The following is a 24,369-nucleotide window of genomic DNA, read 5'->3' on the forward strand; positions in this document are numbered from 1 at the left end:
ACTAATTTGTTTGAGTTTGAATCAAAGCCTCAATATTTGAGGCAAACACAGGCCATATATCATGTGTGGGTACAGGAGTGACAATATTCATTTCTTGCTGCGTGATTGGATGATATAGACTAATCTTCCAAGCATGCAATCCAATGCTCCTGTCCTTGTTGCTTCGCCGCGCACCATACTTTACATCTCCCCTTATTGGGAATCCTGAATGAGCAAGTTGTGCTCTGATCTGGTGGAACTTACCACTGCCGGTCCTAAGTTCCAACAGCCTGTATTTGTCAGAAGTAGCCAAAGAAATGCATTGCAGCTCTGCAGCTTGATAGGATTCGGCCTCATCATCCCTTATTTGAGCTTTTTGTCCGGACTTTTTTACGAAATGCTTTAAGCTGGTAGGGAAATCACCTTCATCATAAGGGACTATTGCGATATAAGACTTCTTCCAAAGCCCTTGTTGCATTTGATCTTGAAATATTGTTTGGATTCGGGGTGATTTTCCAAGTAAGATCACCCCGCTTACCGGCCTATCCAGCCGGTTGCACAAAAAGAGTTTTTGCTTGGTGTAAATTTCTGCTAGTCTTAGTACACTTTTATCTCCGGACGGATCTTCTTGGGAAGGCATTCCGGGAGGTTTATTGACTGCAACGATGTGATGATCCTTGTATAGAATCAATTCCGAAATCGGAACTTTCTTGATTTCTTCCATTTACTTTTTCTCAACTTCTTCGTAGTCTGTAAACCCTATGTTCTTTGATTTATTTTCCTGTTCTGTTAAGGCGCGGTTGACGGCAATGAACTTGTTGTACAGGGTATAGACACCATAAGCTGCCAATATGACAATGAGCAATCTGACCATGAGGAGAGGATTTAATTTAATCAATGTGAACTGTACGAAATAGTTCAATCCTGCGTTATTTATTGGTATTTTTTCCGAAGCAGTCATGCGTCAGAGCCTATTTAATCGCGTAAAGTGTAAAGGACTGGCGGACTTTTGCTACTTTTACAGGAATATTTTTAAAATATAATTTTACTATATTTATAATCAACTCATTTTCAAATGAATGTTTTAACAAATCGCGCTAATTTCACAGGGTGGCTGGTGTTTTTGGTAACCTTCATCGTGTATTTTTTTGCAGTAGAAAGGACTGGGAGTTTATGGGACTGTGGAGAGTTTGTTTTAGGAGCTTACAAACTTCAAATAGTGCATCCACCGGGAGCATCTTTGTTTCTTATGACCGGTAGATTATTTACCTGGGTAGCAAGCTTGATCAGTAATAATCCTTCAGATATCGCATTTAGTGTCAACCTTATGTCTGCACTCAGCACGTCCATAGCTGCAATGTGCTTAGCTTGGATGACCATTATGTTAGGACGAATCATGGTATTTGGACGCGGAAAAAATCCGGAAGGGCCGGCCGACATAGCTGTTTGTGGAGCAGGATTGGTTACAGGTTTGGTTACAGCATTCAGTACTTCGATTTGGTTTTCTGCAGTAGAAGGTGAGGTATACGCGATGTCAACAATGTTTACAGGTCTCACTTTATGGGCTGCTACAAAATGGTATTACAAAGAGGATAGTCCGTCAAATGACAAATGGTTGATATTTGCTCTATATGCAACAGGTTTGTCTATAGGTGTCCATTTGTTGAGCTTGCTGACTTTCCCTCTTATAGCCATATTTATTTATTACAAAGAATTTAAAAAACACAGTTATCTGGGCCTAATCCTTGCGGCATTGGCAGGGGTTGTTTCTACAGTCTTATTTCAAAAAATCATTATCTCAGGAATTCCATCACTGTGGGCTTTCTTTGATAAATTCATGGTAAATTCTTTGGGTTTGCCATTCCACAGTGGACTTATTCCAACCATTTTGGTCATCGGCGGATTATTCTATTGGGCCTTCGGTTATTTCAAGAAAAAAGGTAATGATCTTGGGCACAAACTGGTATTCACTCTCCTTGTACTCACAATATCCTTTTCTTCAGTTGGCGTTGTGTTAATTCGCGCAAATGCCAACCCTCCGATCAATATGAATGCTCCTACTGATGTGATGAGACTATTGCCATACTTGAATCGTGAGCAATACGGTGAGAGGCCGCTTTTAAAAGGTCCACATTTCGATGCCAGACCAATAGATATGACATCAGAGGACAGGTGGGGACGCCTGGGAAATAAATATGCTGTTGTGGATCGTAAAATGGATTACGTATTCTCTAAAAAAGATGAAATGTTTCTCCCTCGTATCAGTCATAATGATCAGGGACGTACACAGTTACATCGGATGTGGATGGACTACCTGACAGGGAAAAAAGAAGGTACACCTTCAATGGCTTACAACCTAAAATTCATGTGGAACTATCAGTTCGGTTGGATGTATTGGAGATATTTCATGTGGAATTTTGTCGGTAGGCAAAATGCAGAACAAGGATTTTACCCCTGGAATGTAAAAGATGGTAACTGGTTTACAGGAATCAAGGCTTTCGACAGCGGCAAACTTTATAACCAGGATAGGCTTCCTCGCGTAATTCGCGAAGATCAGTCCAGAAACGGATATTATTTCCTACCATTAATACTTGGAATATTAGGTGTTATTTACAATTTCAGAAAAGGTCGCCAGGAATTTTGGGCTTTATTTTCCATGTGGTTACTTGCGGGACTTGGGCTTTGTTTCTTTAACAACTCACCACCTAATGAACCCCGCGAAAGAGATTATGTACTCATTGGATCGTTTATGATTTTCTGTGTATGGATAGGAATGGGGGTACTTCAACTTTATGAAATCTTAAGTTCAAAAGCAAAAGTAGCAGGTATGGCTTCAGCTGGTGTCGCGATTGCCCTCGCTCTTACGGCACCGGTAATCATGGCTTCCAAAAACATGGATGATCTGGGACGAAATGGCATAACAGCTGCCAGAGATTATGCAATCAATATCTTGGAAAGTTGTAGACCTAATGCTATTCTATTTACTTATGGTGACAACGATACTTATCCGGTATGGTATGCACAGGAAGTGGAAGGTGTACGTAGAGACGTGAGAGTTATCAACCTGAGTCTTATCGCGGTGGATTGGTATATTGATTCACAGAGGAGAAAAATAAATGATTCTGCTCCTGTTAAAATGTCAATTCCGTCCAGTCAATACCGTGGGATGTTGCGCAATCAGATTTATTACTACAATCCGGAAGATCCCGAAGGAAAAGGCAATTTGGACAGAGAAATGGACTTAGGCGCGTTTCTGAAATTTATCGGTGAAGACCATAAACTTTCAGGAGGTGGGGGCAGGGAATTTGAGTCTTTCATGCCAACACATTTCGTTTCGCTCAATATTCCTACAGATGTAGCATTGAAATCAGGAATGATTACAGCCGCAGATTCAAATGTGGTTTCAAAAATTCCAATTAATCTTTCCGGCAAATCGTATATCACCAAAGACGAGTTGGCCATTTTAGATATTTTATACTCAAACATAGCTGACAGACCAATTTACTTTTCTGTAACTTGTCATGGTGAAAAACTAATGGGACTCAGTGACTATGTGAACATGGATGGTATGGCGCTCAGGATTGTACCTGTAAAATCAATAAGCGAAAAAAATATGTCTATCTATGGTGCAGGAAAAATGGATCTGGATTTCACTTATGACGTTGTCATGAATAAATACAAGTGGGGAAATTTTGACAAAAAACAATTATTTGTCGATCATTCCTATGCACCGAGTGTACAGGCTATCCGTATGGTGATGATGAGACTTGCCGAGGGCTTACAACGCAAAGGAGATTTGGAAAGAGCGGGTAAAGTAGCTGCGAAATTTTTTGAAGTTTTTCCAAATATGAACTTCCAATATGATGCTCGAGTATTGCCGTTTGTAGATAATCTCATAGCTGCAGGTAATAAAACGGAAGGCCAAAAACAAATCCAGACATTGGCTGACGAAACTCTGGATATGTTGGAATTCTATTCGACCTTATCACCGGATGAAATACAGGGAGGTTTTGAGCAAGATCAAGCATTTACACAAAGCAGTGTACCTGAAATTATTCAACGAGCCAAACTCATTGATCCAAGTTTCGGAACAGCTATTGAAAGTCAATTGAAAAAATACATTCCGGCATCTATGCCGAATTAATAAACATCAGCAGTCATGAAAATTTCCATTGGCTCTGACCATGCAGGTTACAGGTATAAAGCTGCGATCATCGCAGCTTTAATCGCCGATGGACATGAGGTAAATGATCACGGGACTTTCTCAGAAAACTCTGTGGACTTTCCAGATTATGTGCATCCAGTCGGCAATGATTTGGATAAAGGAATTGCAGACAAAGGGATAGTGCTTTGTGGCAGTGGTAATGGAGCTGCCATTACTGCAAACAAGCATGAATCCGTTCGTTGTGCACTGTGTTGGAATGAAGAAACAGCCAGGTTGGCTAGACAACACAATGATGCAAACACTATCAGCATTCCAGCCAGATTTGTCAGTGAAATACTGGCTATTGAAATGGTCAGAATATTTTTAAGCACCGATTTTGATGGTGGAAGGCATTTGCAACGAGTTCAAAAAATGAAATGTAGTTGAATACTCGAATGACATCATTCAAAATGATCTTTAGATATTTAGCAGTTTTAATTTCTTTGCAGACATCTCTTACGTCATACGCTCAGTATTTCTCAGGAGTAGTTATTCCGGACGAATTGAATCCAACATTGGATTCGCTCCATGAAATGGCACAGGTGATCGACTCCGTTGATCTCAAAGAAATCCTATATACTCTTGCCTCTGACTCTATGGAAGGTAGAGAACTGGGAACGAAGGGAATTGAAATGGCAGCAGGTTTTATTTCTAGCAAATTGGCACAATATGGTGTCCGAAAAATAGGGGATCAAAACAGCTATTATCAGCAAATTGGTCTAAAATGGCTTTCTTGGCATGATCTATCCATCAAAATCAATGGACTATTGTACAGACATCTATGGGATTATCTTGTAATTCCAACACAAAGTGGATCATTACAGCTTGACGCAAATGAAGTCGTTTATTTGGGATACGGCATAGATGATCCGGAGTATAGTGATTACAAAAATGCTACTGTCAAAAATAAGGTCATCTTGATTTACAATGGAGAACCGACAGACGAACATGGAATCAGCAAAATCACACACGATAATTCGGCTTCAGTATGGTCTTCAAGTTTCTATTTGAAACAAAAAGCTGCAGCCAGCCACGGAGTTAAAATGATTATCGTAATCGACGATGGATTAAAAAAACGAATAGACGAAAACCGTAATTCAGTTTTATCTCCGGCGATTGTTTTTGAAAAAAAAGACCAAGAATCCGAGCTCAGTACGCCGGTAATGTACATTTCTTCAACGATGGCTGTTCAACTGTTAGGTAAAAAACTGACCAAAGTTATTGCTCTTCGAGATCGCTCAAAAAAATCAGGAAAACCAGGTACATTAACGGTCAAAACTAATCTGAACGTCCTGATGGATCGAGAAGAAAAAACTGTCAGAGGCCAAAACATAATGGCGTATATTGAAGGGACTGACCTCAAAAACGAAATCGTGATCTTATCGGCCCATTATGATCATATTGGAAAACGAGGATCAGAGGTATTCAATGGTGCCGACGACAATGCCTCAGGATCTAGCACATTATTGCAAATATCTGAAGCATTTCAAAAAGCAGCTCAAAATGGTCATCGACCTCGCAGATCCATTCTCTGCTTATGGATGGCCGGTGAAGAAAAAGGCCTGCTGGGGTCATTGTATTACGTGAATAATCCTCGTTTGGATCTCAATAAGACGGTAGTAGATATCAACATGGATATGGTTGGAAGAATCGATGACAAATACACCGACGGAAATTATATTTATGTAATAGGATCGGATCGACTCAGCTCTCAGTTGCATGAACTTAATTTGAATATTAATAGAAAATATAGCAAACTGACTTTAGATTTCACCTATAATGATGCTAACGATCCAAACCGCTTTTATTTTAGATCAGATCATTACAATTTTGCTGAAAAAGGAATTCCTTCAATTTTCTTCTTCAACGGTACGCATGAAGACTATCACCGGATAACCGATGACCGTGAGAAAATACTCTTTGGTAAAATGGAAAAGATCGGCAAGCATATTTTCTATTTAGCCTGGGCCATTGCCAATCAAGATGAGCGGCTGCCGGTTGATAGAAACTAAGTTTTCAACAGAAGAAATAGTCTGATTTACTCATTAATGGATAGATACGATTCGCATCTTTACATCCTTCACTGGTCTGTCTGATTTGCCTGTTTGGGTTGCTGCAATTTTGTCGATAACTTCTAAGCCTTCTATCACTTCTCCGAAAACCGTATACTCTTGGTCCAAAAAGGGAGTGCCTCCTTGTTCAGTCAGAGCTTTCAATTGCTCAGCGGAGTATTTGATTCCCTTTTGATCTTCAATTCTACGCAAGCCGGATTCTGATTGTTTTGTCCCTTGAACAATATAAAACTGAGACCCGGAAGAACGCTTTTCAGGATTCACTGCATCACCGGTTCGTGCTGCAGCGATTGCCCCTTTTTTGTGGACAAGATGTGGGTTAAACTCTGCAGGGATCGTATAACTTGGACCGCCTCCACCCAACTGTTTTGAGGCCGGTGCATTGCGAGATTCAGGGTCGCCACCTTGAATCATGAATCCATTGATCACGCGATGAAACAACAAATCATTATAAAATCCACTTTCAATAAGTTTGATCATATTGTCTCTGTGCAGGGGTGTTTCGTCGTATAGTCTTACCAACATATTTCCAAATTCAGTCTGAATTTCGATCAGACACTGATCCGTTGGATTGATATTCATTTTCATCTGGGTTGTACTTGATTTATTTGATTTTTTTACGGTTAGGCTTACTGTACGTTGTCCTGATTTGACAAAACGGTGTTGAGGATTTCTTTCTGTACTTATTTCTCCATCGCCAAAATCCCAATGATATTCATCCCCGGTTTTACTCATTGCGGTGAAATTCACTTTTTCAGGGATTTTTACTTCAGTTTTATCTGAAGAAAATTGAGAAAACTTACTGCTACAAGATGTAAATAACAAAACAGCAGCTATTGCTATTAATGATATCGCTCTATTCATAATTTTATACTTGATCGATTTAAAGGACACGGACTTTCATCCTAATATCTTGTTGAGGTCTATTGGCTTCATTTGTAGGTTGTCCTGCGATTTTGTCGATTACATCCAGGCCTTCTATTACTTCCCCGAACACAGTGTACTCATTATCCAGAAAAGGTGTGCCTCCTACACTCTGATACCTTTGCAAATCCTCCTGAGAATACGTTATTCCCTTTTGGGCAGCCATACCTTGTAACATGTCTGCACTTACAGGGCCACCCTGTACGATATAAAATTGGGAACCGGAAGATCGTTTTCGAGGATTGGCTTGATCACTTAGTCTTGCAGCGGCCAGGGCTCCTTTGAAGTGAAACTTGCCAAATTCAGGTTCTAAATTATAGTCCGGACCTCCCCCACCAAGCATTGCATTGGCTGGCGCATTCTTTGAATGTGGATCACCGCCTTGGATCATAAACCCTGAGATCACACGGTGAAACAAAAGCTCATTGTAATATCCTTCTTTTGCCAGTTTGATGAAATTATCACGGTGATTTGGTGTGGAGTTATAAAGTTTCACCTTCATGTTGCCATAATCTGTCTCAATCATGACCAGAGTTTCTCCATTCGCAGTTTTCTTGGATCCGGATTGACAAGCTGTCAACACCAACATGGAGAGTAAGCCAAATGCAAACAGTAATTTTATTTTCATCTCTTTTAATTATTCAATTCCCGTTCAAAGTAATCTATAATGAGGTGTTTCAAATAGATTTCCTGCTCTTTAACACCTTTAAGTTTAAATGGTTTTAGCATTTCATAATGTGGCCATCCCTCTTCGTCTAATCCAGTAAATTTATAAAATCCATCCTGGCTAAGCAGTCTGCAACTCGCGATGTGCAACAAGTCTTGTTTTTCTTCTCTGGAAAATTTGGTCTTGAGTCTTCCATATTCCTGTATCCCTATCAGGAGCAGGATAACGTTCAGATCTGGCAAGCTGGTTTTGCCCATGCGTTGCTTCACTTTATGTCTAAGCTCCAACCATTTGAATTCAAACTCCCACTCTTCCATAATCCGCTAATCTTCCCTAAAAATTGCTTTAATTTCACCTACTTTTTTAACCGGTAGCAAAGTCGCCAAAGTTCCTATTACCAGTACGACCAATGCTACCAAAATAAAATCGGTAAATCTCATTTGCATCGGATAAGAATCAATAATAAACTCTTCAGGGACACCAATAAGTTTATACTTTTTTTGCAAAAAATAAAATGCATATGATGTTACAAACCCTAGAATAATCCCACAAATTGTGACCAGGATTCCAACCATGAGAAATATTTGTTTCGTATAAGGATCATCAAGACCCAATGACTTCAAAATGCTCACATCCTTTCGCTTTTCTAGTACGATCATCCAAACTGTACCAACAAGCGTAAAGGATACCAGAATCAAGGTAAGACTGAATAGCGTAAAAAAAAGCCATTTTTCCAACTTCATAATTTTAAGAAATGCCTCATCTTGTTTCATGCGGTCTTTAACAATATAATCCGATCCTAGAATCTGATTCAATTTGGTGACGACAGTTTTGGAATGACGTGCATTTGATGATTTCAGTTTTATCTCATACGCACTTAATTCAGTTGGGGAAGACAGGTAGTTTCGCAAAAAGTCCAGCTGGCAAATCATATAATTTGCATCCTGATCTTGGCGGAATGCATATACGCCTCTTGGTTCGAAAGCCTGATAGGGAACACCTGACAGTTGCCAATCTGAGTTTTCCAGATTCAATCCCGGACAATATACCCGTACTGGTTCAATTTGGTTAGTGATATCCACCCCCAATTTATTAGCCATCCCTGAAGCAATATAAATATCATCGGATTTGTCCTTGTCAGGTAAATCCGAAACTTCAATTAGCGCAGAGTCCATTCCACACACCTGATGAAAAGACTCATCAACACCTTTAATTATACCGAAATCCTGATTGTCTCCATATTGAAACATCGCTGTTTGCTCCAAGGTCCTGCTCACAAACTGTATTTCATCAAGCACAGTTATTTTGCTTAATAGAGTCTTGTCTTCTTCAAAATACCGCCCCTGTACCACTGTGATTTTAATATCTGGATTATGTTTGCTAAACATCCCTGACAGGAGCTCCTCAAATCCATTGAAAACACTGAGGACAAGGATCAGCGCTGTTGTGCCACAAGCTATTCCTAAGATAGATATGCCTGTTATCCAGTTGATCACCTGAGATGATTTTTTCGAAATGATATATCTGGCAGCTATATAGGCAGGCAGAATCATGTCAGGGCAGAATGGAATTGTAAATACTGTCTTGGATCTTGGTTCTATAGCGGTTTTTATGTAATTTATTCTGTGACGAATCAGGAAATGTCCTATTGGATAAAAAGATATACATGATTTCCTGATCAGGATCTACCCAAGCACATGTACCAGTAAATCCTTGATGACCGAAAGTTTTGGGAGATGCTAAAGTTGAAATATAAGGATTGAGATTAGGACCAAGTTCAGGAAGATCAAAACCAATTCCTCTTCTCATCAATTCTCCATCTCTGGCTGTATAATATCTCACAGTGCCCGAAGAAATCAATTCGTGTCCACCATAATTTCCTAAATTTAAATAACATTGCATAATAATTGCAAGATCCATTGCATTTGAAAATAAACCTGCGTGACCACTGATACCATGTGTGATGGCTGCACCCATATCATGGACATACCCTTGCACTTCTTCTTGTCTCCAATAATGATCACATTCACTGGGCGCAATTTGTGACAGCGGAACAGCAGATTTCAATGGATTGAAAGTCATCGTTTCTAGTCCTAAAGTATTGTAAAATCTCTCTTGCAAAAATCGTTCGAATGATTTTCCAGAGATCATTCCTATAATTTGTGGGATGAAGTAGAATCCTAGGTCGGAATACAAATACTTTTTTTCTGTGTGCAACCTGCTATTTATAATTTTTGAGAAAACCGTATCCAAAAAATCATTCCTCATAAACTCATGATTACAGATCTCCAACTGAAATGAATCATTTCGTTCAGTACGATAAAAACTATCTATCCTAATATTCAATGTATCAGGTGATATCAATGAAGCCTTGTAAAAAGGAATCCAAGACACCATTCGCGATTGGTGCAATAGAATATCTTTCAATTTGATATCTGCTTTATTTGAACCTTCCAAAGAAGGAATTAATGAAGCTAGTGTAGAACTCAAATTTACTTTTCCATAGTCATCCAATATCATCAAAGCGGGTACAGTTGCTGCAATCTTTGTAATAGAAGCCAGGTCATAAATCGTATTCTCAGTGACAGGCTCTAGAGAATCGTACCTGAGGTATCCAAAACTCTTTTGGTAAACTATTTTTCCTCTTCGAGCAACCAGAATTTGGCAACCTGGACTAGCATGATCCTGGATCAATTGTTGAGCAATAGTGTCAATTTTCTCAACTAATGAAGATGCAAGACCTACAGCTTCCGGCTCAGCATATCCAAGACGTTGGAGTGAAGGTCTTTTCAAAGGTATAATGGATCCCTGAGTTTTTTCTTTCAAACGAACAGGACAGCGCCCGGTAAAAGCATCTGTACCAAATAGCAGTTGAGCTGTTATATCCTGACTGAGAGTGTTTTCTTCATAGCACAAAATTTGAGCAGAAGCATCCTGAAAAAAATCGGCTACATGCGGATTTCCAAATATTACGAGACTGACTTTATTACTTTTGCATACTGATTTGACAAATTGAATATTTTCATCTGAAAGGCCATAATTAGTTTCAAATTTATAGTTAGTCTTGTGTATTGAGATAATTATGTGATCGAACTTTGCCAACTCTAAATCACTGATTTTAAAACTTGAGGGAGTTTTTGAAAATAACATTCTGGATTTAGGTAAATATTTCTTACATCGGGTTAGAAACATTGGCTCTTCGTCCACACCAACAGCGATAAATAGTGTTTTCTGCTTAAGATCACGAATTGGCACTTGCTGAAAATCGTCCTTGATGAGAGTAATGGATTTGCGATATATTTTATCGCGCAGTGCTTTGGCCTCAGGGGCATTAATCTCTGTTGAAATATTTTCAACGGAAGGAAGTATAGGTTTATATAATTGCAGTTTCCACTTTGCACGAAGTATTTTAATCAATTTGAGGTTGATATCTTCTATACTGATTTCACCGGAATTTATGGCTTGCTCTATCCTGTCGATTGCTACCGGAACATTTTCGCTCAATAACAATATATCATTTCCAGCTTTCAAAGCTTCAAGTTCCAATTCTCCTGATACAAAATGCTTGGCAACGCCTTTCATTTCAAGTGCATCTGTGATCACCAAGCCTTCAAAGTGATACTCATCCTTCAATATCTCTGATACCACTTTATGTGAAAGGCTTGTAGCTCGATTTGCCTGAGTGTCTAAAGCAGGTATTTGAATATGACCTACCATGACTGCATCAGGTTTTGAATTCATCAGGATTCGGTAAGGATACAATTCCAGACTATCCATATGTCTTCTATCGTGTGACACTAAGGGCAAGTCAAGATGAGAATCCACTTCCGTATCGCCATGTCCCGGAAAATGTTTGAGACAATTTAAAATCCCTCCTGCTTGCATGCCTTCCATATAAGCCAATGCCTTTTCCGTAACCACATAACGATCAGAACCAAAAGATCTATCGTTGATGACAGGATTCTTTGGATTCACATATATATCCACGCAAGGTGCATAATTCATATGGACACCAACACATCGCAATTGTCTTGCGACTTCCTTGCCCATATCAAATATCATTTGATTATCATCTATTGCACCAAGTGTAAGCTGTTTTGGAAAAGGCAAAGCGTCTTGTTTCAACCTCATTGCCGGTCCAAATTCAGCATCCATACTTATCATCAAGGGTATCTTGGAAAGCACCTGATATTTCTGAATTAATTCGATTTGTTTGCTCGCTTTTCCTTGAAAAAAACAAATTCCTCCAATTGCATAATTCCTGATCAGATTTTCAACCGATAATTGTTGCTTTTCGTCGTCAGTACTATTTGCTCTGATGACAAACAATTGTCCGATTTTCTCTCTTACTGACATCCTGTACATTTGTTCAGCAATCCATTCGTCCTGCGATTGAATTTGCCCGGAGACTTGTCCCAAAGTCAGGGCGAACAATATAATATATTTCAGTTTGTTGATCAATTTTATTGAATTCCGTTCTTGGATAATATTTGAGGATCCAGTTCTTTGGCTCTCATTAAAGCTTGTTCTGCTTCTAACTTCCTCCCTAAATTGAGCAATGCTATATTTTTATTGAAGTGGGCTTGAGCATTTTCTGGATTGATTTGAATTGCCTCATCAAAATATTTTAAAGCCGCTTCGTTGTTGTTTGTGCTTCCCTCGGCAATTCCCAACAACATGATAGTTTCAATGTCACTTGGGTTTATTTTATAAGCCTGGAGCAATATATCTTTTGCCACAACGGGATTGTGTTGATTCATTCCCAAATCTCTACCATATTCACGAAGCGCTAATGGCAAATTTTTATTTGCACTTTCGTCACCAGGCTTCTGAGCGAGAACACTTTGGTACAATTTCACAGCTGTAGGAAAATCCTTGAGGTAATAGTACGCATTTGCTTTGAGCACAATAGCATCATAATACAAAGGGTGGATTTCTATTGCTTTATCCAAATACCGGATGGCAGTGTTGGCTTTCCTCCGTAGTTCGGAAGAATCAGTCTCCAAATGAAGTCCTTCGATGAGAATTCCTCCCATTGCATTATTAATTTTTGCACTGTTGGTTGAAGTCTTTACATCGGTAGAAAATAGAGTGAAATCATTCTTCCATGCAGGATTTCTCATGACAGTCATGATCGAAAAAAGTAACAATACTCCAATGAAAACATATTGAAGCACTTTGAATTGAGAAAGCAGAGGGATCAAATAAAATGAAATGAGTAAAATAATCCCAAAACTTGGCATAAATAAAAATCGCTCTCCCATATTAGTACCTACAGGAAAAAAGAGATTACTCACCAGGATCAGAGGTAATAAATATGCAAAAGCGGCAAAACTATACCAAGGGTTTTTCCTAATATTGAAGACACCAAAAACAAATAATGCAAAGGTGATCACGAGTCCTAAAATGCTCTTCACATCGTGAAAAGAATATATACCAATGTGGCGAGGGTAATAATCGTGAGTCAATGGATATGGAAAGAAGATCAATGCAAAATATTTCCAAAGCGTAAAGGAAATCGTCCCCAATTTCTCAATCAAACTAAATTCAACATAGCTTCCATTATTCCATTTTAAAAAAGAATTATTCATCAATTCCGTACCTGCGGAACTGCTGAAAGACCAATTGAGTACATAAGATCGGACAAGAATGAAAAATAAGGCTGCACATGCTAAACCTCCCAAAGCATACCAAGATTTCTGACTCGCCGGCTTCCGGATGAATAACAAATAAATGGGAATTAATGCGAGATACACGATTGCATTTTCTTTCGAAAACAGAGCGATCAGAAAACTTAAAACAGATCCAATCATGAATGATATTCTGTTTTGCTTTAGATATAGTACGATGAGATAATAACTCAATAAAGAAAATCCAAGGGCAAATACTTCATCCAAACCCTTAATATTCGCTACACTTTCGGTGTGCACCGGATGTACTGCAAAAAGCAGGCTTGCAACTATTGCAAGGTTTTCGCCGGAAGGGTAATCCTTTAAAATTTCCGAAAGCAATTTATAAATCAACCAGCACAAAGCTGAATATGCAATAACCATGAACAAATGGAACACAAATGCAGAGTTTCCAAAAATTTCAAACAAAACAGCAAATACAACCAAAGTCAACGGTCTGTATCTTCCACCTGATATTAGTTTATCTTTTCCTTCCTTCTTGAAAAATCCCTTGAAAGTGTCTTTGGATAATATATCCGGAATTCCTGAAATGCCTTTTTGAACAAATTCATTTTTGGACAACACAATAGCATCATCAAGTACAAAATCATGCAGAACTGTATTAAGATACAGGATAGCTGCCAGGATTGGGATAAACCAAGCTAAATAGGGTCTGTAAATTGACCACAAAAATTGATTTTTATCGAGAGATGCCGGTTGTTTTTTAATCATCAAAAGATTTATTCCATGGTGCTGTAAACGTTTTGCACATCATCATCTTCTTCAATTTTATCTAAAAGCTTATTGACTTCTTCTTCTTGCTCTGCGTTTAGTTTTTTGGTAGTGGTGGGTACTCGGTCAAAACCAGATTCGATGATCTCGTATTCGTTTTTTTCAAAGTAGGATTGCAATTTTCCAAATGAATCAAACTCACCATACACTGTAATTTCATCAGCTTCGGCATTGAGCTCTTCCATACCACTGTCGATCAGATCTAGTTCCAGCACATCCAAATCGAGATCATCTGATTTCTTCTTTACACGAAACTGACATTTGTGTTCAAACATAAAACCTACAGACCCGTTGACACCAAGGGATCCTCCATATTTATTGAAGTAGGATCTAATATTGGCAACAGTTCGCGTGGGGTTGTCCGTTGCTGTTTCTACAAACACGGCAATTCCATGCGGTGCATAGCCTTCATAGGTAAGCAATTCGAGGTCTTTCTCGTCCTTGGAACTCGCTTTCTTGATAGCTGACTCAAGTCGATCTTTAGGCATGTTGACGGATTTGGCGTTCTGCATGGCGGCACGCAGACGCGGATTGCTGTCCGGATTGGGTCCGGATGCTTTTACAGCCATAAAAACCTCTTTGCTGATTCTAGCAAACTGTTTGCTCATTTTGGCATATCGCGCAAACATTTTATGCTTTCTTACTTCAAAAATCCTACCCATGTCTAATCAATTTGGCTGGTAAAATTACATCTTTTGATCCCAATCCCCAATTTCTCACTGATTAAGAAGACTTATTTGCCTTCCAACATAGGATTATTGAGCCTTGGGTCAATAGCTTGTGCCATTTTGATATACTTTTTAGCTTCCTCAATCATATCCATTTTGGTGTACACGATTGAGGCGTTGGTCATTGCAGTCGCCGCCTTTGGATTTTTTTCGATGACTTGTTTTAACACAATGAGAGCCGTGTCAAAATTGCTCAATCTCGCCATGGATACACCCAGAAGCTCCAATGTTTGCAGATCATTTGGATTCAGGCTAAGGGATTTATCTATGAATGTTTTTGCACTCAAAGGGTTATTCTCATTATATAGTTCAGCTTTTGCTACTTCCCGATATGTCACCCGAAGATTGTTCGCAACGCCTGCATTGCCAGGCCAGAGGCGATTATATTTTTCAAAAGCATTCATCGCTCTGTAATAACTCGAAGACAGGTAATATGCATTGCCCAAAAGGAAGCATAAATCTTGGTTGGTACTGTCGATTTGACTCGCTTTTTCAAAATGGATAACTGCTGCGTCAAGAAGCTCTTTCCGCTGTGTACTGTCTGCCTGTTTGTTCTCTCGATATGCCTGAATCGCCTGCATTCCGGCGTGAAGTTGAGATTGGAAGTCTGCAGGCACTTCCGCAATACGCTTTGTATTGGACTCAGATTTTTCTGTGTTAGTCTTACACGAAATACTGGTCATCAGGATCAACATCCAGACAGACCATGAAAATTTTTTCATTTGTTTTTTTATCATTATTGAGTGCAAAAATAATAGCTCTCTTCTTATTTAAGGAAGATCGTGATTACCGCAATGTCCTAATTTACTTGTTTTCCATCAGTTTGAAGAACTGATCGAGTTTAGGCAATATGATGATTTCTGTTCTTCTGTTTTCTTTCTTACCCATTGCGGTCGAATTGTCTGATTTTGGTTCAAACTCAGAACGTCCTCCTGCAGTCATTCTCGCAGGATCGACCGAGAATCTATTTTGCAAAGCACGGACTACTGAGGTGGCTCTCTTGGCGCTGAGATCCCAGTTGTCTTCTAGGCAGGCTGTGGAGATCGGCACATTGTCTGTGTGACCTTCAACCAAAATATCTAATTCTTTATAATCATTGAGGATTTTGGCAATCTTGCTCAACACATTAAAGGCGGGTTCTGTAATGGAAGAGCTGCCAGAGCGATACAACATTTTGTCAGATAGAGATATATAGACCACACCTTTCTTGACTTCTATTTGTATATCATCACTTGGCACATCACTCAGAGACCTCTTCAGGTTGAGAACAAGTGCCAGATTAAGGGAATCCTTTTGCCTCAGTCCAGCATTCAATTGTGAGAGTTGTTTGTCTTTTTCATTCATTGACTCCAGTGATTTTTTAATACTCTCAGCACCTGATTTGCTAATCACAGACAGGTCGGATAGTCTTTCGAGAAGGTTTCTATTGGTGCGCTTGACATAATCTAGTTGGTCTTCCAAAGATTTGATTTTTGTATCTCGGGTGGAAAGATCAGAGTCTGCATTGCTTAGTCTCGTTTTATATTGGACCAGGATGTCATTCTTGTCTCGTTCACAATCAGCTATGTCGCTTTTGCATTTTTGCAGCATTGACCTGAGAGATTCTGCCTCTTCACTTAGATTCTTAAATTTTTTAGATGAAACACACGAAGAAAAAAGCAAAATCCCACCTAAAAGGGGTAAAAACAAATATCGTATCATGATTTAATTGGATTGTTACTTGAAATTGAACCATTGTTCTTATAAAAAAGTTGACTTCCTTAAGTTTCATTTATGGAAAAAAATCCTTTAAACGTCTTCGGCAAAAAGCTGGAACCTTGTAATTTCAAGCCTTTGACCGGATTTTACAGGGATGGTTGCTGTACCACCGGAAAGGAAGATGTGGGAATGCATACGGTTTGTATTGTGGCAGATGAAGAATTTCTCAGATTTTCAAAATCAGTAGGCAACGATCTCAGCAATCCTCAGCCCCTTTATCAATTCGCTGGTGTAAAGCCAGGGGACAAATGGTGCTTATGTGCCCTCAGATGGAAAGAAGCTTATATCGCAGGATATGCGCCTCAGGTCGTGCTGGAAGCCACCAATCGAGATGTACTTCACTACATTGATTTTGGTCTGTTGTTGGAATTCAAGTATACTTCACCGGAAAAGCCTTAGTAGGCCCGTACATCGTTTTTCTCCATAAAATTGACAAAAGCTTTATTCACCACCCGATATCCTCCAGGTGTAGGATAATTTCCGGAAAAGTACCAATCTCCGGAATGTCTTGGACAGCTTTTATGCAAGCCTTCCAGTGTTTGGAAAATCACCTTTATAGGGATTCCTGATTCAGGTATCTCAATCATTCTTGCTATTCTGTCTGATATTTCTTCATCGCTGAATAATGCGTATAGATCCTGAAGTTTATTAGTCATTTGTTCAAGTGGCTTTTTCAACTCCTCTAGACAAGCTTCATAGACCTCATCTAGCTTGTACTCCAGATTACGCTCTTGCAATAGATCAACCATAGCCCTGAATGCCACGAACTTGTCAATTTGTGACATATCTATGCCATAACAGTCCGGATAGCGGATTTGAGGTGCTGATGAGGCTACTATGATTTCTTTAGGATGCAGTGTACATAAGATTCTGATAATGCTATCGCGGAGGGTAGTCCCTCTGACAATAGAATCATCCAGCACGATGAGAGTATCAACATCATTTTCTACCAACCCATATGTCACATCATATACATGTGAGACCATCCCACCTCGAATTTTATCGTTCGCTATGAATGTGCGCATTTTATCATCCTTCACCACAAGTTTTTCGATACGAGGTCTTTGTAGAATTGTTTTTCGGAGGAGTTCATCATTCAAACCTTCAGGATGCGCTTTTATCATGCGAATTTTTTCCATGCTCATGTGGTCGTGCAAAGCCTCGCATAGGCCGTAAAAAGCTGTCTCTGAAGTGTTGGGAATATAGGAAAAAACTGCGTGGTCGAGCTTATAATCCAGTGTTTGAAGAATCTGTGGAGCTAGCTCAATCCCCAGCTGTTTGCGCTCTTTATAGATGTCCCTGTCATTTCCTCTGGAAAAATAGATACGCTCGAATGTGCAATGTTTCGGTTCAAGTGGTTCAAGGCAGTTTTCTTCACTCACCTTTCCATTGAATTTAATAATCAAAGCGTTGCCCGGTTTGATCTCTTTGATTTTGTTGAATTGCACTTTGAGTGCAGTCATCAGTGCCGGTCTCTCCGAAGCCATCGCTACTATTTCATCATCCTGGTAGTAAAATGCCGGACGAATACCTTGTGGGTCCCGAAGGATAAAAGCATCACCATGACCGATCATGCCTGCCATGACATATCCTCCATCAAATTTGCGAGCTGCCTTCTTTAATACATTGCATACATCAAGGTTCTCAAAGATCAGAGGATTGATTTCTACCTGAGAATGTCCTTCCGGTTTGTACCAATTAAATAATTGTTGGACTTCTTCATCTAAAAAATGGCCTATTTTCTCTAGGACTGTCACTGTATCTGACTTGACCTTGGGATACTGCCCCAAAGACACTAATTTATCAAAAAGTTCTTCGACATTCGTCAAATTGAAATTGCCGGCCAATACCAGATTTCTACTTATCCAGTTATTCTCCCTGATGAAAGGATGAACTGTTTCTATACTGTTGTCACCGTGTGTTCCATATCTAAGGTGACCTAATAACACTTCACCAATGAAAGGCTTATTTTTTTTGAGCCAATTTGCATCGTTTAGTTGATTCTCATTTAAACCTTCAAAATGATTAAAGACACCTTCAAACAGATGTTGTAAATAATTAGAAGCATTGCTTCTCCTTCTCGAAATATACTTATGCCCCGGAGGAATATTGAGTTTTATCGTAGCCATACCCGCTCCATCCTGCCCTCGGTTGCGCTGCTTTTGCATGAGTATCTGGAGCTTTTGCAAACCGTAAAAAGGAGTTCCATATTTTTCAGCATAAAACTCCAGAGGTTTGAGCAGTCGGACAAAAGCTATCCCGCACTCGTGTTTGACCTGATCACTCATAATTTGATTTGCGGTGCAAAGATACTGCAGAAATACCAGCTCCATTGGTTCATCTCGATCTAAAAAAAATCGCCACCTGATAGACCTGCCACTCCAATTGCTTGGATTACCTTTGAGAAACATTTTCGATTTGCATGGCTGACCAAATTTTTCTTTTACCTGATGCAGTTGTCAACCAGATTGCCGCCGGTGAGGTAATCCAGAGGCCAGCATCCGTAGTCAAAGAACTTTTGGACAATGCCATTGACGCTCAAGCAAGCCAAATTAAACTAATCGTTCAGGATGCTGGAAAATCACTCATTCAAGTCAATGATAATGGTGTCGGCATGAGCGCCACTGATGCCAGAATGGCTTTCGAGAGACATGCAACTTCCAAAATTCGCTCTGCAGACGACTTATTTCATATTCAGACCATGGGATTTCGAGGAGAAGCATTGGCTTCAATTGCATCAGTGGCACAAGTTGAACTCCGGACAAGAAGAAGTGAAGATATTGTCGGCACTAAAATTTTTGCTGCGGACTCCAAAATAAAATCTCAGGAACCATTTGCAGCGAATCAAGGGACTCAGATTGCAGTACAGCATTTGTTTTACAATATACCAGCCAGACGCAAGTTTTTAAAAACAGACAGCATTGAGGCAAAGCATATGTATGACGAATTTGTTCGCCAGGCTTTATCACACCCTGAAATTTCATTCAGCTATTTTTTACAAGAAAATGAAATCTTCCAACTTCCGGCCAGCAGCTTGAAGCAGAGATTGATCAACATTTTTGGCAAAAAATACAATGAAGATATACTCACACTAGACGAACAAACAGAGGTCATGCATATATCCGGCTTTGTAGGCACACCGACCTTGGCCAAGAAATCCCGCGGAGACCAACTGATTTTTGTCAACCGTCGCTTTATTAAGAATTTATATCTGCAACATGCAATTCATTCGGCATATGAGGAAATCATCCCTCCCGGAATGTTTCCATTTTATGTTCTTTTTCTGGATATTGATCCTCAGTATATTGACATTAATGTGCATCCTACAAAGCATGAAATCAAGTTTGAAGACGAGAGATTGATATACAATTTTCTCAAAGTATCTGTACGTCATGCTTTGGCAAAATTCACACTAGCACCTCAGCTCGATTTTGAGAACAGTCAACCTGGGATAGAACAATTATTGGCATCCACAGGTAAAGCAAGTCAGCCCGGCAGCTTACACAAAATCAATCAGCAGGCGCCATCTTTGATTCCAAATTTTTCGCAACAGCTCAATTGGGCTCAAATGGCTGAACTCAGACAACGCGCTGTTGATATTCCGCAAGAATTTTCCTCAGGTATTTCAGAAGGTGGATTGCACAAGCCTCAAACTACTGACTATACTTTCTTTCAGCTGCACAATGCTTACATCGTTGTCGAATCAGCGAATGGTCTGGTAATCATCGACCAGCAAATCGCTCATGAAAGAATCCTGTATGAACAGTACAAAAAAATAATTCAGCATAAAAAATCACATTCTATTAAGCTTCTCTTCCCACATACGATCCATTTAGGATCACAGGATGCGAACATACTTAAAGTTCTCATGCCCCAATTGCAAGGACTAGGATTTGAACTGGAAGAGTTTGGTGGTGACAGCTTTATCATTCACGCTTTTCCTGAGATATACAGTCTGCACAGCCTAGAGGTAGATGTTATCCAAAAAATTATTGATCAGTATCAAATGAACCTCGAGTTTGAGTTAAATGTTGAAGAAAATCTGGCGCGGTCTGCAGCTGTAAGCAGTGCATTGAAAAAAGGTCGTCAATTGCAGAAGGAAGAAATAGAACTACTCATTCATAAATTATTTGAGTGTGAAATGCCTTATGCAGGACCTTCCGGCAGAAAATGTTATCTTTCTATCAGTTTGGAAGAAATTTCATCCAAACTTAAGTAAATCAAATGATGCAACTCACGCAAATAGTCAAACATCTTCTGATCATCAACATCTTGGTGTATCTAGGTACTATGGCTCTCCCTAGGGAGTATTTTGCTCTGTATTATCCTGGTAGCGAGCATTTCCATCCTTGGCAAATTATCACTTCCATGTTTATGCATGGTAGCCCAAGCCATTTGCTTTTCAATATGCTTTCCTTATTTTTTATTGGGCCATTTATGGAAAACCGCCTTGGATCTAAGAGGTTTCTGATCTTTTATCTCGCATCAGGTATTGGTGGTTCCATTTTACATCTTTTGGTTCAATACTACCAGATCCAATATCAGGGAATGACTTACCTCACAGAAATACCTGTACTAGGGGCTTCGGGCGCTATCAATGGACTTTTTATCGGCTTAGCCTATCTGTATCCGGATTTGGAAATGATGCTTTTATTCCTTCCCATTCCGATAAAGGCTAAGTATATGGCTATTGCAATGGTAGCTTTGGATTTTGTGTATGGGGTGACAGGTACCCAACCCGGAATAGCTCATTTCGCACATTTGGGTGGAGCATTGTTTGGCTTGTTGTTGATCATCTATTGGACTAAATATAGATAATGCTCTATGTTTAGGAATCTGTACCAGGATTTGAGGCATCAACTGAGGTATGGCGGATTTTGGATTTGGTTTTTGGCTTTATCTGTTTTCGCCTCGATCGTTTTCGTGATCTTCCAAAGTCTATTTCAACAAATTCTGCCTGATGCTGCAGCCTTTTTATTTGTTAGTAATCAAGGCAGTGAGCTCTTCATAAAACCTTGGACATTGGTAACGCATGCATTTTTCGTACCTTCTCTGATGTCTCTTTTATTTCAAATGATTTTCTTGTACTGGATTTCATATTGGGTGGAAGATTTTATCGGGAGAAAAAAAGCCATTTTCATATTCATTGGAGGTTTATTATCAGGAGTAATTGCATTTTTGATCTGTGCCCTTTTTTTTCAAGAGAATAAAGCTTTGTGGTATGGATCTAGCTCAGGTATAGCAGCTTTGCTGCTAGCAGCTACGACAATCTCTCCGGAATTCAGACTCAAATTTGTATTGATAGGACATGTTCCTCTGAAATATTTTACGATGGCAATGATTGTATTTGCTGTGATCTTCAGTTTACCTGTTTATCCTCCTTATACTGCGGCAATGGTTGCCGGTGGTTTATTCGGATACCTTTATATGGTTTTTAGCTGGAAAGGTTATACTATAAGATTTGACCATTTATTTCGCAGTCAACGTATGCAGGGACCAAGACTTATATCTCCAAGAAAAACCTCCCCCTCTTCCAACTTAAGTCAAGAAGAACAACTCAATAAAATTTTGGACAAAATTAAATCCGGCGGTCTTCAAAGTCTCAGTAAAGAAGAGCAGAATTTTTTAGAAAACCTCAAAAAAGGTGACTAGAAATGATTAGATTTTTTTTCATACTGAATCTAATCTGCAGTTTGGTTTTTGTAATTACTTTGATCGCAGCTGGAGCAGATCCATCAACGTATTGGTTGTTTAGTATCAGCAGTCTTCTGGTGCCTATTTTTATAGTAATCCACATTCTATTTGTTGTTTTTTGGTTGTTGATCAAGTGGAGATACGCAATCTCATCAATTTTACTGTTGATGTTTGCAATACCTCAGCTGCATCTGATGGTAGCTTTTAATGATTCCAGCATAGAGGGAAAGTGTTCCAATAGTGCCTTCACCGTGATGTCATTTAACTTATATGGGTTGAAAAATATCAAAATAGCCGGAGATCAAAATCAGGCACTTTCCATTCCAAAATTTCTAAGCTTTATCAGACAACACAATCCCGACGTCCTGTGTGTACAAGAAAACAATTTTTATGCAGATGAGGCGATCACTAAATCCGCATTATATCCATATACCCATTTTGATATTCAACATGGTGCTTCCATCTATTCAAGATATCCAATAGTAGACAAAGGATTCGTCGAATTTGGGCGGAAAACCAATAGTTGTTTGTGGGCTGATATTCTTGTGGATGGTAAAAAAATCAGGTTTTACAGTGTCCATCTGGAATCCAATCGCGTTTCAAAAGACGTAGAAACAATTACCGACAAAGAAGATGATCCTGAACGCTTGGCTATAGTGAGACGGATGTTGAGAAATTACAAAAACTCTTCCATCATTCGCGCCCAACAAACCAAAATGATCTTGGATCATGCCCAAACAGCGAAAAACCCTGTAGTGATCGCAGGAGACTTTAACGACACACCATTTTCTTATGTTTACTCATTATTGTCTGAAAAGTACAAAGATAGTTTTCAGGAAAGGGGTAGCGGATTTGGAAGCACGTTTGTCGGCGCTCTTCCTGGGCTGAGAATTGATTTTGTATGGGGTGGAAAAAAACATTTTGAATTTTGTTTTCACCGGGTTTTGTCTACATCTTTTTCAGACCATAATCCTATACTTGTAAAACTTTATTCGAGAATTTAAATTCCTAAATAAGCTTGACAAATTCAAATCAATCATGAAGTACCTTATAGCCGGATTGGGAAATTATGACGTCGATTATGTGGACACTCGGCACAATATTGGTTTTGATGTCGTGGATGAGCTCGTGCAATCGCTTGGCATCGATTTTGGACCAGGCCATTTAGCCAAGGTCGCCTCTGGAAAATACAAAGGAAAACAGCTGACCATCATCAAGCCCACAACCTATATGAATCTCTCCGGCAAAGCGATTCGCAATTTTTTAGTAAAAGATAAAATAGATATCGAAAATCTGCTTGTTATTACTGATGACCTGCATATTCCTTACGGTAGCATTCGCCTTAGACCGAATGGTACTGCTGGTGGACACAACGGCCTTCAGAATATCCAGGATGAGCTCCAGACTAACAAATACTCAAGGTTGCGCATCGGAATCGGTTCAAGTTTTCCTATGGGGAGGCAGGTAGATTATGTCTTGGGGAAGTGGACAGCAAAGGAAGCCTTCGTGAGACCGCAAATCACAAAACTGGCGAGTGAGGCTATCATCGAATTCATTATGGCCGGTATCAATCCAGCTATGAATCGTTTCAATTCATCTAAAGTTGAACTCCATGAGTAGAATTTTGTGTAAAAAAACATCACACAGGATCTGACTTATAGAATTTTTGTAAATTTGCGCTCCATTTTGGAGATTGACCTATGGTGTAACGGTAGCACACCGGATTTTGATTCCGTTTGTTAAGGTTCGAATCCTTATAGGTCAACTAACCGGGCCGGTGATTTACCGGCCTTTTTTATTTTGGTTCGGCCTATCCAAGGCTAAAAATAATTTAATCGAAAAGAGAGTCTGACCCAAGATCTATGGTGTTGATAGATTGATC

General features: G+C 39.4%; 21 protein-coding genes and 1 tRNA gene. 10 read left to right on the forward strand and 12 right to left on the reverse strand.

All coding sequences use genetic code 11. The features are described from left to right. Position 1: 1 nt before the first annotated feature. Positions 2-703, reverse strand: coding sequence for an RluA family pseudouridine synthase (locus IPI99_03070; GenBank protein ID MBK7339493.1), 702 nt, complete (start codon positions 701-703; stop codon positions 2-4). Beyond that, positions 704-940, reverse strand: a complete 237-nt coding sequence (locus IPI99_03075) for a hypothetical protein (GenBank protein ID MBK7339494.1) — start codon at positions 938-940, stop codon at positions 704-706. 114 nt (positions 941-1,054) lie between these two features. Between IPI99_03075 and IPI99_03080 the strand changes: the two genes are divergently transcribed. Genes IPI99_03080 through IPI99_03090 form a run of 3 tightly spaced genes read left to right on the forward strand, consistent with a single transcriptional unit; the run spans position 1,055 to position 6,195 of the window. Further along, entirely contained in the window at positions 1,055-4,123 is a 3,069-nt protein-coding gene (locus IPI99_03080; protein MBK7339495.1) for a DUF2723 domain-containing protein, read from the forward strand. Between the two features lie 15 nt (positions 4,124-4,138). Further along, complete coding sequence (gene rpiB / locus IPI99_03085; protein ID MBK7339496.1) at positions 4,139-4,570, forward strand: ribose 5-phosphate isomerase B; 432 nt, start codon at positions 4,139-4,141, stop codon at positions 4,568-4,570. Between the two features lie 23 nt (positions 4,571-4,593). Then, positions 4,594-6,195, forward strand: a complete 1,602-nt coding sequence (locus IPI99_03090) for a M28 family peptidase (GenBank protein ID MBK7339497.1) — start codon at positions 4,594-4,596, stop codon at positions 6,193-6,195. Positions 6,196-6,228: 33 nt separating this feature from the next. On the opposite strand, the gene IPI99_03095 is transcribed toward IPI99_03090, so the two are convergent. The 9 genes from IPI99_03095 to IPI99_03135 all read right to left on the reverse strand — a co-directional run bounded on the left by IPI99_03095 (position 6,229) and on the right by IPI99_03135 (position 16,625). Beyond that, the gene (locus tag IPI99_03095; GenBank protein ID MBK7339498.1) at positions 6,229-7,119 is read right to left on the reverse strand and encodes a peptidylprolyl isomerase; all 891 of its coding nucleotides are present in this window, start codon (positions 7,117-7,119) and stop codon (positions 6,229-6,231) included. Between the two features lie 19 nt (positions 7,120-7,138). Beyond that, a complete protein-coding gene (locus IPI99_03100; protein ID MBK7339499.1) occupies positions 7,139-7,807 on the reverse strand; it encodes a peptidylprolyl isomerase in 669 nt (222 codons plus the stop codon). A gap of 5 nt (positions 7,808-7,812) precedes the next feature. Beyond that, positions 7,813-8,163, reverse strand: a complete 351-nt coding sequence (locus tag IPI99_03105) for a hypothetical protein (GenBank protein ID MBK7339500.1) — start codon at positions 8,161-8,163, stop codon at positions 7,813-7,815. Positions 8,164-8,169: 6 nt separating this feature from the next. Then, positions 8,170-9,399: an ABC transporter permease gene (locus IPI99_03110; GenBank protein ID MBK7339501.1), complete on the reverse strand. Its 1,230-nt coding sequence runs from the start codon at positions 9,397-9,399 to the stop codon at positions 8,170-8,172. A gap of 1 nt (position 9,400) precedes the next feature. Next, positions 9,401-12,307 (reverse strand): serine hydrolase, encoded by a 2,907-nt coding sequence (locus IPI99_03115; protein ID MBK7339502.1) that lies wholly within the window; start codon positions 12,305-12,307, stop codon positions 9,401-9,403. Between the two features lie 2 nt (positions 12,308-12,309). After that, a complete protein-coding gene (locus IPI99_03120; GenBank protein ID MBK7339503.1) occupies positions 12,310-14,247 on the reverse strand; it encodes a glycosyltransferase family 39 protein in 1,938 nt (645 codons plus the stop codon). An 8-nt stretch (positions 14,248-14,255) separates the two neighbouring features. After that, complete coding sequence (locus IPI99_03125) at positions 14,256-14,969, reverse strand: YebC/PmpR family DNA-binding transcriptional regulator (protein MBK7339504.1); 714 nt, start codon at positions 14,967-14,969, stop codon at positions 14,256-14,258. Positions 14,970-15,040: 71 nt separating this feature from the next. After that, on the reverse strand, positions 15,041-15,757 hold the full coding sequence (locus tag IPI99_03130) for a hypothetical protein (GenBank protein MBK7339505.1): 717 nt from the start codon (positions 15,755-15,757) through the stop codon (positions 15,041-15,043). An 82-nt stretch (positions 15,758-15,839) separates the two neighbouring features. Then, positions 15,840-16,625 carry an OmpA family protein gene (locus IPI99_03135; GenBank protein MBK7339506.1) on the reverse strand — a complete coding sequence of 262 codons (786 nt, stop codon included), beginning with the start codon at positions 16,623-16,625 and terminating at the stop codon, positions 15,840-15,842. Positions 16,626-16,808: 183 nt separating this feature from the next. On the opposite strand from IPI99_03135, the gene IPI99_03140 reads away from it, so the two are divergent. Then, positions 16,809-17,192, forward strand: coding sequence for a DUF2237 domain-containing protein (locus tag IPI99_03140; protein ID MBK7339507.1), 384 nt, complete (start codon positions 16,809-16,811; stop codon positions 17,190-17,192). Here the strand turns inward: IPI99_03140 and IPI99_03145 are convergent. Next, positions 17,189-19,081 carry an amidophosphoribosyltransferase gene (locus tag IPI99_03145; GenBank protein MBK7339508.1) on the reverse strand — a complete coding sequence of 631 codons (1,893 nt, stop codon included), beginning with the start codon at positions 19,079-19,081 and terminating at the stop codon, positions 17,189-17,191. The two genes, IPI99_03140 and IPI99_03145, sit on opposite strands and share 4 nt — an antisense overlap. A gap of 134 nt (positions 19,082-19,215) precedes the next feature. Here IPI99_03145 and mutL point away from each other — a divergent pair, with 134 nt between their 5' ends. The 6 genes from mutL (at position 19,216) to IPI99_03175 (ending at position 24,252) form a co-directional block, all read left to right on the forward strand. Continuing rightward, the gene (mutL, locus tag IPI99_03150; GenBank protein MBK7339509.1) at positions 19,216-21,012 is read left to right on the forward strand and encodes a DNA mismatch repair endonuclease MutL; all 1,797 of its coding nucleotides are present in this window, start codon (positions 19,216-19,218) and stop codon (positions 21,010-21,012) included. Positions 21,013-21,017: 5 nt separating this feature from the next. Then, positions 21,018-21,611: a rhomboid family intramembrane serine protease gene (locus IPI99_03155; GenBank protein MBK7339510.1), complete on the forward strand. Its 594-nt coding sequence runs from the start codon at positions 21,018-21,020 to the stop codon at positions 21,609-21,611. 6 nt (positions 21,612-21,617) lie between these two features. Next, the gene (locus IPI99_03160; GenBank protein ID MBK7339511.1) at positions 21,618-22,445 is read left to right on the forward strand and encodes a rhomboid family intramembrane serine protease; all 828 of its coding nucleotides are present in this window, start codon (positions 21,618-21,620) and stop codon (positions 22,443-22,445) included. 2 nt (positions 22,446-22,447) lie between these two features. Beyond that, positions 22,448-23,491, forward strand: coding sequence for an endonuclease/exonuclease/phosphatase family protein (locus IPI99_03165; protein ID MBK7339512.1), 1,044 nt, complete (start codon positions 22,448-22,450; stop codon positions 23,489-23,491). A gap of 31 nt (positions 23,492-23,522) precedes the next feature. Beyond that, positions 23,523-24,107 (forward strand): aminoacyl-tRNA hydrolase, encoded by a 585-nt coding sequence (locus tag IPI99_03170; protein MBK7339513.1) that lies wholly within the window; start codon positions 23,523-23,525, stop codon positions 24,105-24,107. A 74-nt stretch (positions 24,108-24,181) separates the two neighbouring features. Beyond that, positions 24,182-24,252 (forward strand) — tRNA-Gln (locus IPI99_03175). The last annotated feature ends 117 nt before the right edge of the window (positions 24,253-24,369 follow it).

The sequence above is a fragment of the Saprospiraceae bacterium genome (assembly GCA_016710235.1).
Lineage (GTDB): Bacteria > Bacteroidota > Bacteroidia > Chitinophagales > Saprospiraceae > Vicinibacter.